This window comes from Pantoea sp. R102 (assembly GCF_004916815.1).
GTDB classification, from domain to species: Bacteria; Pseudomonadota; Gammaproteobacteria; order Enterobacterales; family Enterobacteriaceae; genus Pantoea; species Pantoea dispersa.
On sequence record NZ_SDFT01000055.1, the window covers coordinates 1 to 12353 of the forward strand.

The 12353-nt window shown below is 58.6% G+C and carries 17 protein-coding genes and 1 other RNA gene; 5 read left to right on the plus strand and 13 right to left on the minus strand.

Features of this window, described 5'->3' with window-relative positions; genetic code table 11:
• Positions 1-62: 62 nt before the first annotated feature.
• Positions 63-962: a LysR family transcriptional regulator gene (locus ERD80_RS07785; protein WP_021509719.1), complete on the minus strand. Its 900-nt coding sequence runs from the start codon at positions 960-962 to the stop codon at positions 63-65.
• Between the two features lie 129 nt (positions 963-1091).
• Between ERD80_RS07785 and ERD80_RS07790 the strand changes: the two genes are divergently transcribed.
• Positions 1092-1793: a pirin family protein gene (locus tag ERD80_RS07790; RefSeq protein WP_031280148.1), complete on the plus strand. Its 702-nt coding sequence runs from the start codon at positions 1092-1094 to the stop codon at positions 1791-1793.
• Positions 1794-1823: 30 nt separating this feature from the next.
• On the opposite strand, the gene dolP is transcribed toward ERD80_RS07790, so the two are convergent.
• Genes dolP through ERD80_RS07810 form a run of 4 tightly spaced genes read right to left on the minus strand, consistent with a single transcriptional unit; the run spans position 1824 to position 5405 of the window.
• On the minus strand, positions 1824-2396 hold the full coding sequence (dolP, locus tag ERD80_RS07795) for a division/outer membrane stress-associated lipid-binding lipoprotein (RefSeq protein ID WP_021509717.1): 573 nt from the start codon (positions 2394-2396) through the stop codon (positions 1824-1826).
• Positions 2397-2410: 14 nt separating this feature from the next.
• Positions 2411-2998 carry a DnaA initiator-associating protein DiaA gene (gene diaA / locus ERD80_RS07800; RefSeq protein WP_021509716.1) on the minus strand — a complete coding sequence of 196 codons (588 nt, stop codon included), beginning with the start codon at positions 2996-2998 and terminating at the stop codon, positions 2411-2413.
• A 14-nt stretch (positions 2999-3012) separates the two neighbouring features.
• Positions 3013-3408: a YraN family protein gene (locus ERD80_RS07805; protein WP_021509715.1), complete on the minus strand. Its 396-nt coding sequence runs from the start codon at positions 3406-3408 to the stop codon at positions 3013-3015.
• The gene (locus ERD80_RS07810) at positions 3366-5405 is read right to left on the minus strand and encodes a penicillin-binding protein activator (protein WP_136546452.1); all 2040 of its coding nucleotides are present in this window, start codon (positions 5403-5405) and stop codon (positions 3366-3368) included. Before ERD80_RS07810 ends, ERD80_RS07805 begins: the two co-directional genes overlap by 43 nt.
• 62 nt (positions 5406-5467) lie before the next feature.
• Here ERD80_RS07810 and rsmI point away from each other — a divergent pair, with 62 nt between their 5' ends.
• From rsmI to mdtI, 4 genes are all read left to right on the plus strand, one after another.
• Positions 5468-6331 carry a 16S rRNA (cytidine(1402)-2'-O)-methyltransferase gene (rsmI, locus tag ERD80_RS07815; RefSeq protein ID WP_058759850.1) on the plus strand — a complete coding sequence of 288 codons (864 nt, stop codon included), beginning with the start codon at positions 5468-5470 and terminating at the stop codon, positions 6329-6331.
• A gap of 33 nt (positions 6332-6364) precedes the next feature.
• Positions 6365-6741: RNase P RNA component class A (gene rnpB, locus ERD80_RS07820), an RNA gene on the plus strand.
• Between the two features lie 559 nt (positions 6742-7300).
• Positions 7301-7651: a multidrug/spermidine efflux SMR transporter subunit MdtJ gene (gene mdtJ / locus ERD80_RS07825; RefSeq protein ID WP_058759849.1), complete on the plus strand. Its 351-nt coding sequence runs from the start codon at positions 7301-7303 to the stop codon at positions 7649-7651.
• Positions 7638-7967, plus strand: coding sequence for a multidrug/spermidine efflux SMR transporter subunit MdtI (gene mdtI, locus ERD80_RS07830; protein ID WP_021509711.1), 330 nt, complete (start codon positions 7638-7640; stop codon positions 7965-7967). The genes mdtJ and mdtI overlap by 14 nt, the downstream gene beginning before the upstream one ends.
• A gap of 70 nt (positions 7968-8037) precedes the next feature.
• Here the strand turns inward: mdtI and ERD80_RS07835 are convergent, their stop codons facing one another.
• The 8 genes from ERD80_RS07835 to ERD80_RS07870 form a co-directional block, all read right to left on the minus strand.
• A complete protein-coding gene (locus ERD80_RS07835) occupies positions 8038-9012 on the minus strand; it encodes a glutathione S-transferase family protein (RefSeq protein ID WP_021509710.1) in 975 nt (324 codons plus the stop codon).
• 80 nt (positions 9013-9092) lie between these two features.
• Positions 9093-9503, minus strand: coding sequence for a DoxX family protein (locus ERD80_RS07840; protein WP_010618799.1), 411 nt, complete (start codon positions 9501-9503; stop codon positions 9093-9095).
• Between the two features lie 206 nt (positions 9504-9709).
• Positions 9710-9994, minus strand: coding sequence for a YqjK-like family protein (locus tag ERD80_RS07845; RefSeq protein ID WP_010618800.1), 285 nt, complete (start codon positions 9992-9994; stop codon positions 9710-9712).
• Positions 9991-10386 (minus strand): phage holin family protein, encoded by a 396-nt coding sequence (locus ERD80_RS07850; protein ID WP_021312955.1) that lies wholly within the window; start codon positions 10384-10386, stop codon positions 9991-9993. Before ERD80_RS07850 ends, ERD80_RS07845 begins: the two co-directional genes overlap by 4 nt.
• A 1-nt stretch (position 10387) precedes the next feature.
• Positions 10388-10693, minus strand: coding sequence for a YqjD family protein (locus ERD80_RS07855; protein WP_021509708.1), 306 nt, complete (start codon positions 10691-10693; stop codon positions 10388-10390).
• A gap of 34 nt (positions 10694-10727) precedes the next feature.
• A complete protein-coding gene (locus ERD80_RS07860) occupies positions 10728-11102 on the minus strand; it encodes a DUF1090 domain-containing protein (protein WP_136546454.1) in 375 nt (124 codons plus the stop codon).
• Between the two features lie 173 nt (positions 11103-11275).
• A complete protein-coding gene (gene mzrA, locus ERD80_RS07865) occupies positions 11276-11644 on the minus strand; it encodes an EnvZ/OmpR regulon moderator MzrA (protein WP_031280145.1) in 369 nt (122 codons plus the stop codon).
• Complete coding sequence (locus ERD80_RS07870) at positions 11644-12318, minus strand: DedA family protein (RefSeq protein ID WP_021509705.1); 675 nt, start codon at positions 12316-12318, stop codon at positions 11644-11646. Before ERD80_RS07870 ends, mzrA begins: the two co-directional genes overlap by 1 nt.
• Between the last annotated feature and the right edge of the window lie 35 nt (positions 12319-12353).

Sequence of the window (12353 nt, forward strand, 5' to 3'; positions counted from 1 at the left end):
TGTCCCCGGACTGTACAGCGGGAGAGGGCTGGGGTGAGGGCGAAAGGCCGCCAGCCCCGAAATCAGCCGCGTTTCGCCAGCAGTTTTGGAATCTCACGCAGGCACCAGGCTTTGGCTTCACCCATGCTATCGCGGCGCCACGCCATAATAATATCCACCTCACGGGTATACTCGGCGCTGACAACACGCAGGCGGCCTTCGGCGATATCTTTCTCTACCATCGGATAGGGCATGGTCGCTACGCCGAGACCGGCCAGCAGCGCGCGGCGTTTATCATCCATGCTGCTTACCGTCAGGCGCTGCTGTTTGTCCAGCAGCTGCACCGTCAATACCGGACGTTCGCGCGCGGTGTCCGCCACAGCGATGCCGCGATACTTAACGCGCGTGACCTCGGACAGCGGCTCGGCTTCCTGATGAATCGGGTGATCCGGACTGGCAACATACACGCTCATAATGCTGTACAGCTTGCGCGTGTTGATTTCGGTGGAGGCGCGAAAATGCAAATCCGGCGCGATCACGATGTCGGCGCGCCCCTGTTCCAGTCGCTCCCACGCGCCCGCCAGCACTTCGGTGACCAGCGAAATCTGCGTATTGGCTTTCTCGGCCAGCTTCTCGACCAGCGGGAACAGCAGCTCGGTCGGGATCAGCGCTTCGGCCACGATGGTCAGATGGGTTTCCCAGCCGCGCGCCAGCGCTTCGGCATCGGTGGTGAGTTTATCGGCGGCTTCCAGCAGCACGCGGCCGCGTTCCAGCAGCATTCGCCCGACGTTGGTGAATTTGGTGCGATGGCCGGAGCGGTCAAACAGCACCACATCCAGCTCCTCTTCCAGCTTCTGCATGGTGTAGCTCAGCGCCGATGGCACGCGTCCCAGCTCGTCGGCCGCCGCGGCGAAGCTGCCGCGACGGTCAATAGCATCCATCACACGTAAAGCTTCCAGGGTTAACGCGCGCTCTTTAGCCATGCCGACTCTCTGTCAGTAAATTTGAATATGCCAGGCAGATTAACTGGCTAACAATCCGGCGTCCAGCCTTTTACCATTGACGTATAAAGCCTGTGGTGGATTCTCACCGCAGTGCGTCGGAGGTAAAGCATGATGACAACCCGCTGCGCGTCCGCATGTGGCCAGGCCGATTTCGGTTGGTTGCAGGCGCGCTATAGCTTCTCATTTGGCCACTATTTTGATCCCCAGCTGATGGGCTACGCCTCGCTGCGCGTGCTGAATCAGGAAGTGCTGGCACCCGGTGCGGCATTTCAGCCGCGCACCTATCCGCAGGTGGATGTGCTCAACCTGGTGCTGCAGGGTGAAGCCGAATACCGCGACAGCGAAGGCAATCACCTGGTGGCGCGCGAGGGCGAAGCGATGCTGCTGTCGGCCCGCCAGGGCGTCAATTACAGCGAACACAATATCAGCAAGGATCGCCCGCTGACGCGCATGCAGCTGTGGCTGGCCGCCTGTCCGGAACGGGAAAATCCGCTGCTGCAAAAACGCGCGCTGCCGCAGCAAACCCATGTGCTGATTGCGTCACCGGATGGCGCGGACGGCAGTTTGCAGCTGCGCCAGCAGGTGTGGGTACATCAGGTCACGCTGGCACCAGGCGAGCAGTACAGTCTGGCGCTGCACGGACCGCGCGCCTATTTGCAGTCGATTCACGGTGCGCTTGAGGTACGGGCTAGCAGTGCGCATCAGGAGCAGCTGCGCTGTGGCGATGGGGCGTTTGTCAGTGAAGAAGCGCAGATTACGCTGCAGGCGGAAACGCCGCTGCGTGCGCTGGTGATTGATATTCCGGTGTAAAAAAGGCGGCCCTGTTGGCCGCCTGTGGCATTATTTCAGAATGGTAAAGGCGGTGGTGACATGCTTCACGCCGCTGACACGGCTGGCGATATCCGCTGCTGCCTTCGCTTCTTCCTGCGTTACCAGACCCAGCAGGAACACTTCCCCGTTCTCAGTGGTGACTTTAACGTTGGACGATTTCACCTGATCGCTGCCCAGCAGCTGCGAGCGGATTTTGGTGGTGATCCACGTATCCGACGAAGACGTGCCGAGGCTCACTTTCTGCCCGGTGCGAATCTCGTTATACACCTCTGTCGCGCCATCAACGCCCATGGCGATCTGTTTCGCCCGGCTGGCGAGATCGGCTGACGGTGCCTGACCGGTCAGCAGTACTTTGCCCTGATACGCGGTCACGACCACGCGCGCCTGATTTTTGATCTGCTCATCTTTTGCCAGCGCGTTAGTGACGCGCAGCTCCAGCGTGCCGTCATCAACCTGCGTGCCCACGGTACGCGGGTCGGTGGCGGTTTTGGTGGCGACCGCAGCGCCGCCGGCGACAACCGCCACGCAGCCCTGCAGCAGCATGGCGGTTAACAGAATGGCGATAGCGTTCAATGCTTTCATTTGAGCTCCTTCAGTCATTCCTGGTGTGGGAACAAGGTGTTATCAATCAAATCGCACAGGCAGTTCAGCGTCAGCATATGCATCTCCTGAATGCGTGCGCTGCGATGTGACGGAATGCGAATTTCCACATCGTGCGGACCGAGCAGGCCCGCCAGCTCACCGCCGTCATGGCCGGTCAGCGCGACGATAGTCATATCGCGGGTAACCGCAGCTTCCACCGCTTTAACAATATCGCGGGTGTTGCCACGGGTGGAGATGGCCAGCAGAACGTCGCCGGCCTGTCCAAGCGCACGAACCTGCTTGGCATAAATTTCGTCGTGCAGACGGTCGTTACCGATTGCCGTCAGCATCACATTGTCCGCACTCAGCGCCAGCGCCGGCAGGCTGGGACGCTCAGTCTCAAAACGGTTAATCATGCTGGCGGCAAAATGCTGGGCGTTAGCCGCCGAAGCGCCGTTACCGCAGCTGAGGATTTTGTTGCCGTTAAGCAATGACTGCACCAGCGTCATCGCGGCGCGGGAAATCGCATCTGGCAGCGCTTCGGCTGCGGCGATTTGCGTCTGAATACTTTCGGTAAAACACGCTTTAATTCTGTCCTGCACAAGACCACCTGGTTCTATCCATCCGCACGAAAGGCATCGGCCAGCCACACCAGTTCGCGCCCGGTGATGGCGATGATGTCAAAACGGCAATTCACCGTATCAAAACTGCCGCCGCGTGCCAGCAACCACAGCGCAGCGGTACGCAGCAGCTTTTGTTGTTTCTGGCGCGTCACGCTGGCAGCCGCGCCGCCAAAACGTGCATCGCGCCGATAGCGCACTTCAACAAACACCCAGCAATCCGCGTCGCGCATAATCAGGTCGATTTCCCCGCTGCGGCAGCGCACATTGCTGGCTTCCCACTGCAGTCCGGCGCGCTCAAGGTAGCGACGCGCCTGCTGCTCCTGCTCAGCGCCGAGACGCTGGCGGTTTACTGCACCGGAACGATTTGTCCCTGACGATACTGGTTCCATGCCAACTTCCTGTTGATCACGCAATCCGTGTCGGCGCTCAGCTTGCCGGTGTTGCCATCAATGGCGAAGCCCGGTACCTGACGCATCTGGTTAAACTGGTTCGCCAGCGTCCAGGCATCAATGCCCATCGCATAGAGGCGTACCAGCGAATAGTCGTTGTTGAAACTGCGCGCCGCCTGCTGCATCAGGCCAGGATTGGCGCCGGACAGCAGCGGAATATCGCTGAACTGCAGGCCATCCATCTCCAGCCGGAAGTCCGGACCGGCACCGGCCTGCGCGCTGCGCGAGCTGGCATACAGGGCGATGTTATTGCGGCTGCTGGTGCGCATGGCAATCATCGGCTTGATCAGCTGCAGTTCGTCCTGAGTGGCAATAATGTAAACCGCATCAACGCTGCCGCTGCTGCTCTCAGGTGCCGGAGTGCTGGTCTGCGGTGCCGGAATCGTCAGACCGGCGACCGCCACGCCCTGCGGCTGGTCCGGCTGGACCGTCAGCGGCGTGCCGCTCAGTGCAATACCGGCGCCGCTGTTGATGCCCTGTTTCAGCTCGCCCACGCCGCCGAAACGCTGCTGCAGCACGGTTGCGCCGCCCAGCTTCTGCCACTCCTGCGCAAACGCTTTGCCCACGCGGTCGCCATAGCTGCTGCGCGGCATCAGCAGCAACGGCTGGCGTTTGCCCTGATCCCAGATATGGTGCGCGGCATCGCGCGCTTCGTCTTCAGGAGAAAGCGCAAAATAGCAAATATTCGGATGGTTCTGGATCTGCTCTGGCTCGTTGAGCGCCAGCACGTTCAGCGGTGTCTGGCTGTTGGCGACCTGTTCCACGTTATTTTTCAGCAGCGGACCAACCACCAGGGTGGCACCATCCTGCTGCGCCTGCTGCATCACCTGAGCAATCGGCTGGCTGCTGGTGTCATACACTTTCACCTGGGCGCTGCTGGCAGGCTGCGCGACGGCTGGCTGTGCGGCGGGCTGCTGCGGCTGTGCGCTGTCTGACGGCGTGATGGCCGCGGCCGCCGGACTGACTACCGCGTTGGCATCGCCATTAGCTGGCGTTGCCGTGCTGGCGGGCTGTTGCGTGGAGGCGCTGGCATCGCTGCTGGCCGGTGCGGCAGGGGCTGCCGGCGCAGTCAGCACACCGTTTTTCGCATCGTTGAAGCCTTTCTGGATGGCACTGGCGAACACCTGCGCCTGACCATTAAGCGGCAGCAGCAGCGCGATTGTGCTGGTCGAGGCTTTAGTGAAGTTCTGCACCTGGCTGAGCTGGGTCGGCAGGGTTTTCGCGCCGGGGTTTTGCGGATAGCGCGTCTGCCAGTCGCTAATGGCGGCTTTCAGCATCTGGGCATCCTGGCTGTTGGCGTGCCAGGTATTCAGCAGGTCGAGCCAGCCCTGCAGCGTATTTTCGTCGGCGTTGATCACCACGCTGTTGAGCTGATCCTGGGTTAGCTGGGTCAGCGCCTGCCAGGTGGCGTCAATATTGCTCTGGTGATCGGCGCCTTTCAGCAGCGGTTCCTGAGCAATATAGGCGCGCAGCAGCGCGAGCGACGGACGATTTTGCGCAGCGGCAATCTGCAGCGCGTAGTAGCGCACCTGCTGATCCTGCGACAGGTCAGCGGCTTTTATCTGTCCCAGCAGCTGCTGAGCACCGTTGAAATCCTGCTGGGCAATTTGCAGCTGGGCGCGCAGCAGCAGCAGTTCCTGCTGTTGTACGTCAGAGAGCTGCTGTGGCAACTGACCGAGCTGATTTTGCGCCTGCGGATACTTTCCTTCCTTCAGCAGGGCACGGATGGCAAGTAATTGCCAGTCGGTCTTGCTATCATCGCTGCTTTGCTGCACCTGCTGCAGATAATAGTCAGAGCGGCCCGTGGCAGGACCCTGCACGTTTACGCTTGAGGTTTGCTGCGGTCCCTGGCCGCTACAGGCGGCCAGAATCAGGCCCGCGAGCAAAACAGGGACCAGGCGTCCTGCTTTATGACGTACGACTTTCGAAGGAAGCATACTGTATCCAGTGATGTTTTTTTCAAGATGCTCAATATTAAATCGGCAATTCGGATGAAACAATGAAACAACTCGATCGGGCAGAGATTTCTGCCAGCACGCTCTATATCGTTCCTACCCCGATCGGTAACCTGGGTGATATCACGCAGCGTGCGCTGACGGTGCTTGCGAGCGTCGATCTGGTCGCTGCGGAAGATACACGTCATACCGGGCTGTTGCTACAACATTTCGCCATCAATGCGCGACTGTTCGCACTTCACGACCATAACGAACAGCAGAAGGCCGACGTGCTGTTAGCGAAGCTGCAGGAGGGCCAGAGCATTGCGCTGGTTTCCGATGCGGGCACGCCGTTAATCAACGATCCGGGCTACCATCTGGTGCGTCGTTGCCGCGAGGCCGGGGTACGCGTGGTGCCGTTGCCCGGTGCCTGCGCGGCGATCACAGCATTGAGTGCGGCGGGATTACCGTCCGATCGTTTCTGTTACGAAGGGTTTCTGCCGGCCAAAAGTAAAGGGCGTTGCGATGCGCTGCGTGCCCTGAGTGATGAGCCGCGCACGCTGATTTTCTACGAATCGACCCATCGCGTGCTGGATACGCTACAGGATATGGTCAGCGTATGGGGCGCGGCGCGCTACGTGGTGCTGGCACGAGAGCTGACCAAAACCTGGGAGTCATTGTACGGTGCGCCGGTAGGTGAATTGCTGGCGTGGGTGCAGGCGGATGAGAATCGCCGCAAGGGCGAGATGGTGCTGATTGTCGAAGGCCATAAAGCGGATGAAGAGACGCTGCCGGCAGAGGCGCTGCGCACGCTGGCGCTGCTGCAGGCTGAGCTGCCGCTGAAAAAGGCGGCGGCGCTGACGGCGGAAATTCATGGCGTTAAGAAAAACGCCCTGTACAAGTATGCGCTGGAGCAGCAAGAGGCGTGACAAACGCGGGCGGATCGCCTATTATCCCGCGCCGAAGCTGACCAGACAGTCGCCGCTTTGTCGTCGTCCCTTTCGGGGGAGACGGGCAGAGGGGAGGAAAGTCCGGGCTCCATAGGGCAGGGTGCCAGGTAACGCCTGGGGGGCGCAAGCCTACGACCAGTGCAACAGAGAGCAAACCGCCGATGGCCCAGTAATGGGATCAGGTAAGGGTGAAAGGGTGCGGTAAGAGCGCACCGCGCGGCTGGCAACAGTCCGTGGCACGGTAAACTCCACCCGGAGCAAGGCCAAATAGGGGTTCACATGGTACGGCCCGTACTGAACCCGGGTAGGCTGCTTGAGCCAGTGAGCGATTGCTGGCCTAGATGAATGACTGTCCACGACAGAACCCGGCTTATCGGTCAGTTTCGACTTTTTATAAAGACGCCCGCAGGTGAGAATCTGCGGGCGTCTTGTTTTTGGGGGAGGGTGCGTGCTGCCCCTCATCCTAACCTTCTCCCGCAAGCGGGAGAAGGGACCGATTGTGCGTGGGATGAGTTGAGTATTCGGCCTCCAACACCACACTTAACTATTCCCTCTCCCCGTGGGAGAGGGTTAGGGTGAGGGCAGAAAACCGCACGTAGCCAGATAAAACAGCACAAAACCCCCATTTCTCTGCGTAAAGAAACGCAAATCCGCAAAAACATTCTTTTCCCTGTGCCAGAATAGGCGCGTGTTCAACTACTGAGGACAATTTTTCATCCACACCGGGAAAAGCAACAACGTGGATAAGTTGTAAAATTATGGATAACCATTTCGTTACACTTTACGTATTAACCTCTTCACCCACCTGCGTTTTCTCCTGCTCACTGAGCGATCGGCACTGGCGCTTCGCGCTGTAGTTTTTTCTCTCCTTCTTAGCTTTTTATCTTTTTCAGCTATCACGCTGCGGTTTGTGCGTGGATGGCGTTTATTTCTCACAGGAGAGAAATCATGCTGTACTGGATTTTATTAGCGTTAGCGATTGCTGCCGAAATTACGGGCACCGTCTCAATGAAATGGGCCAGCGTTAATGGCGGCAGCGCCGGCTATATTTTTATGCTGTTGATGATCGCCCTGTCATACATCTTCCTCACCTTTGCCGTTAAACGTATTGCCCTTGGCGTGGCTTATGCCATGTGGGAAGGCGTCGGTATTCTGTTTATCACCCTGTTCAGCGTGATGCTGTTTGACGAGGCGCTGTCGGTGATGAAGGCGGCGGGTTTGATCACGCTGATCGCGGGTATCGCGCTGATCAAAGCGGGGACATTCAGCCGTAAGGAGCTGCGTCATGACCACGCTTAACGTCGTGCATCTGGCCTGGCTGGCGCTGGCCATCGTGCTGGAAATTGTGGCGAACATCGCGCTGAAATACGCCAACGGCTTCCGTCGTCCGCTGTATGGCGTGGTATCGCTGGTGGCTGTCCTGGCGGCATTTAGCGCCCTGTCGCAGGCAGTGAAGGGGATCGATCTCTCGGTGGCCTACGCCTTGTGGGGCGGTTTCGGTCTGGTGGCTACCGTAGCGGCAGGCTGGATTCTGTTCGGGCAACGCCTGAACACCCGCGGCTGGCTGGGCGTGGCACTGCTGCTGGCCGGGATGGTGTTGATTAAATTTGCCTGAGGCAGCGCGATACTGCCTGCCTTCCTTTCCCAATGGCGGGAGAGAAGGGCAGGCATGCGTAAGCCAGCCGTTAACCGCGGCCGTGCGGCTCATCCCAGTCAAAAGCCGGTCCCAGCGAAATAACGCCGTTCGGATTGATGGTCTTGTGGCTGCAGTAGTAGTGATGGCGGATGTGCGGCAGGTTCACCGTATCGGCAATGCCCGGCATTTGATAAATATCGCGCAGGAAGCCGTTCAGGTTACGGTAATCGCTGATGCGATGACGATCGCACTTAAAGTGGGTCACGTAGACCGGGTCAAAGCGCACCAGCGTGGTCCACAGGCGCAGATCGGCTTCGGTGAGGCGATCGCCGGTCAGATAGCGATGCTGACCCAGAATCTGCTCCAGCCGTGCCAGCGAATGGAACAGCGCGGTTACGGCTTCATCATAGGCCGACTGTGACGTGGCAAATCCGCTTTTGTAGACGCCGTTATTGACGGTGTCATAAATCCAGCCGTTGAGTTCGTCGATCTTGTCACGCAGCTCGGGCGGGTAGTAATCGCCGGCGCGAGCGCCCTGCGCGTCGAAGGCGCTGTTAAACATACGGATGATATCGGCGGATTCATTACTGACAATCGTGTGCTGCTTTTTATCCCACAGCACCGGCACGGTCACGCGCCCGCTGTACTGCGGATCGGCATGCAGATAGAGCTGATAGAGGAATTCGTTCTGATACAGCGAATCGCCGGTCGCGGCGGGGAAGTCATCGTCAAAGGTCCAGCCGTTCTCCAGCATCAGCGGGTGCACCACTGACACCGAAATCATCTCTTCTAACCCCTTCAGCTGACGCATCAGCAGGGTGCGATGCGCCCACGGGCAGGCCAGTGAAACGTATAAATGATAACGATCGCGCTCGGCGGCAAAGCCGGCTTTCCCGGTTGGCCCGGCGCTGCCGTCTGCCGTGATCCAGTTACGCCAGACTGCTTCTGTGCGTTTGAAGCGGCCACCGGTTGACTTCGTATCGTACCAGGTGTCATGCCAGACACCGTCAATCAGTTGTCCCATAAGCCCTCCATAAAAAAACGGGGCGAGGAAAATCCCCGCCCCTGCTATTCAGTATATGTGCTGTTGCACGGCTTGTGTGCTTAGCGTGCGGTTGCTGGCATAAAGCGCTGACGAATCAGGCGGTCAATGCTGTAGGCGCCCGGACCCACCAGACCCAGCACCAGGAAACCACCGGCGATGGACAGGTTTTTCATGAACATCAGCTGGTTAACGCCTTCCGCAAAGTTACTGTGGAACAGGAACGCGGTCAGCAGCGTGAAGCCGGCGGTGAACAGCGCGGTGAAGCGCGTCAGGAAGCCGAACAGAATCGCCAGGCCGCCGCCCAGTTCCAGCAGAATCACCAGCGGCAGCAGGAAGCCGGGCACGCCCATCGCCTGCATGTACTGTGCGGTGCCCGCATAGGCGGTGATTTTGCCCCAGCCGGCAGTAATAAACAGGATGGTCATTAATACGCGTGCCAGCAGCAGGCCTGAGTCTTCGAATTTTTTCATCATTTACTCCAACAAGGTTTTTGGCGCAGGTTGTTGGCCTGCCGGGTTATTTTCCCGCTAAACCGCGTTAAACAGTTCGTCGGGCTGATGGAGGAAGATGATAGTCGCGCGCAGCAATAGTTGTAAGCGAGATAAACTGTCGATGTTATTCAGGAATTCTGAAGGAGGAAAACCGAATCTTTTCGATCCGGTTTAAGGTGAGGAAGTTAGCGTGGCGGCATCGCCGATTTGATCATGCGCCAGGTGCTCCACAGGCCGAGTCCGCGTTTGGCCCAGCGCATGATGCGGTTGGGGCTGCGGATCGACCAGATGGCGAGCGCGCTGCTGCCAATCGCCAGATAGCGGCGCAGGCTGAGAAACGTCAGCCAGCCGCGATCGTACTGCGCGGTGCTTTCCAGCCAGTCGCGGCGCGCAGCGCTGAGATCCAGCCGTTGCTGCTGTACCTGATTAAGCAATTCATGAATGCGTGCTTCACGTTCACGCTGACTCATGAGCGATGCTCCTCGAGTAAGGTGCGATCGGTGTCCAGCTCTTTGCGCGTATGGCGCAACAGCGTGGACTGCCGGGATTTACGCAACGTCCATAAACCAAAAATCAGCGCCAGCGCGAATAGCACGCCGGTGGTGATGGCAATCGCCATCAGCCGGTACTGCGCATCCACCGCCCAGATAATCAGCACCATCAGGCTCATCAATCCGAAAGCGGTAAACAGCATGGTCAGGCCTATCATGATCAGCATCTGGATCAGATTGGCTTTTTCCTCTTCCAGCTCGGCAACGGCCAGCCGCACGCGTGTCTCGACCATGCCAACCAGCGTTGTCACCACGCGCTGACCTACATTGAAGACCCCTTTGCCTGGGCCGTGGCTCTGATTCTCGCTCATATCAACGACGTGAAATCAGGATGCCGATCAGCACGCCGACTGCTGCGCCGATACCCACGCCGTGCCACGGATTTTCACGCACGTAGACGTCCGCTTTCTCCGCCGCTTCACGCGTGGTCTGCGCGATGCGTTCGCCGGATTCGCCCAGCCGCTCGCGTGAACTCTCAATGGCACCGCGTGCTTTGTGACGCAGTTTATCCAGCTCGCTTTTCGACTTATCAGCCGAGCTGCTCAGCACTTCTTCCAGGGTGTCGGCAAGGTTTTTCAGTTCCGCACGCAGATGTTCAGATGTGGTGTCTTTAGCCATGGTGTTCTCCATTACATCATTTATTCAAGTCCGATTAATAAGGCTCGGCCTGCAGCTTTTTCAGCTCCTGGCGTGCCTCTTCCAGCTTCCGTTCGCGCTTACCGATCTTCTCCTGGTCTTTGCCTTCCTGGCGATCCTGCTGCAGTTCGCGCTCGCGCTCAGCTACTTTATGCTGCTGGGCTTCAATGCGTTCAGCGTGGGCGGATTTCAGTTTCTCGTCAGTGCAGTTAGCGCGGACTTCAGTCAGCGCGCGTTCCAGTCCGGTGACCCGGCGCTGGTTGTCGTGCTGTTTCGCCATCTCAATTTCGCGCTGAATATCCTGCTGTTTTTGCTGACACAGCGATTCCGCTGCCAGCAGTGAACCCGAGAGAGAGAAAAGAATCGCACCCAGCAGTAGTTGTTGTTTCATCAGGTTTTTACCTTCCATTGTTGACGACCTGTCGCAAACCGGACAGGAGGGGCATCCCAGCTTGTCGTCTGCTCGCGCTTACTTAAGAATAGACAGCAGACGAAAAAATTCAAAAAACACGCGGGGATAGCGAGGATTGAGGTGCCGCCGGGCGGTGAACCCGACGGCGGGGATCAGCTATAGGTGGGGCGATTAGCGTCCACCACCTGCTGTGACGCCTGCGGACCCGCCGCCACGACAAAGCCCTGTGGCAGCAGGCGGCGCAGTACTTTCTGCGCGGCCAGGCTCTGCTCTTCATTCTCAAAATGAATGACCAGCGCATCGCCTGCCGAGGTAATGCTTTTAATCCGCACGCCCTGCGCCGAAAGCTGCTGGTAGAGATAAAAGCCGTCCGGCAGATTGGTGCCGCTGTGTGCCACGCGGATCTTCACCACCGTTTCATGCTGCATCAGTTTGGGCACAATGCCGATAGCCAGCAGCGCCAGCACACCAGCGCACAGCCAGGGGAGTAAACGCCTGGGGAAATTACGCAACCCTGTCATTACTGTGACTTCCCGTTCTGACCCGCCTGACGTTTACGCCACAGCACTACCAGTGAACCCACCAGACCGATGACCAGCAGCACCAGCGGCAGCAGCATCAGGCAGAACATCAGCTCATCTTCATAGCGGCGGAAAATGGGGGTTTTCCCCAGCGCAAAGCCGAGCACGGTAAGAATCAGCACCCACAGGAAGCCGCTCATCCAGTTAAAGAACTGGAAGCGGGCATTGCTCAGGCCAGAGAGGCCGGCAATGGTCGGCAGCAGGGTACGGACAAAGGCGATAAAGCGGCCAATCAGCAGCGCAGACAAGCCGTGGCGGTGGAACAGACTGTGGGCGCGCTGATGATACTGCGCGGGCAGATGGGAGAGCCATTTCTGCACCGTCGGCGTATTGCCAAGCCAGCGGCCCTGAATGTAACTGACCCAGCAGCCGAGGCTGGCACCGGTGGTCAGCACCAGCAGGGTCAGCGGGAAGCTCATGGTGCCTTTCGCGATCAGCACGCCGACCAGAATCAGCAGACTGTCACCAGGCAGAAACGCGGCGGGCAGCAGGCCATTTTCGAGAAACAGAATCATGAACAACACGCCATAAATCGCCCACACCAGCGTGGGGTCGGAGAGCATTTCGTAATCCTGCTGCCACAGGGCATGCAGCAATGCTTGCAAAATATCCATCAATCATTCCTGAACATCATTGTTAAACGTGCCCG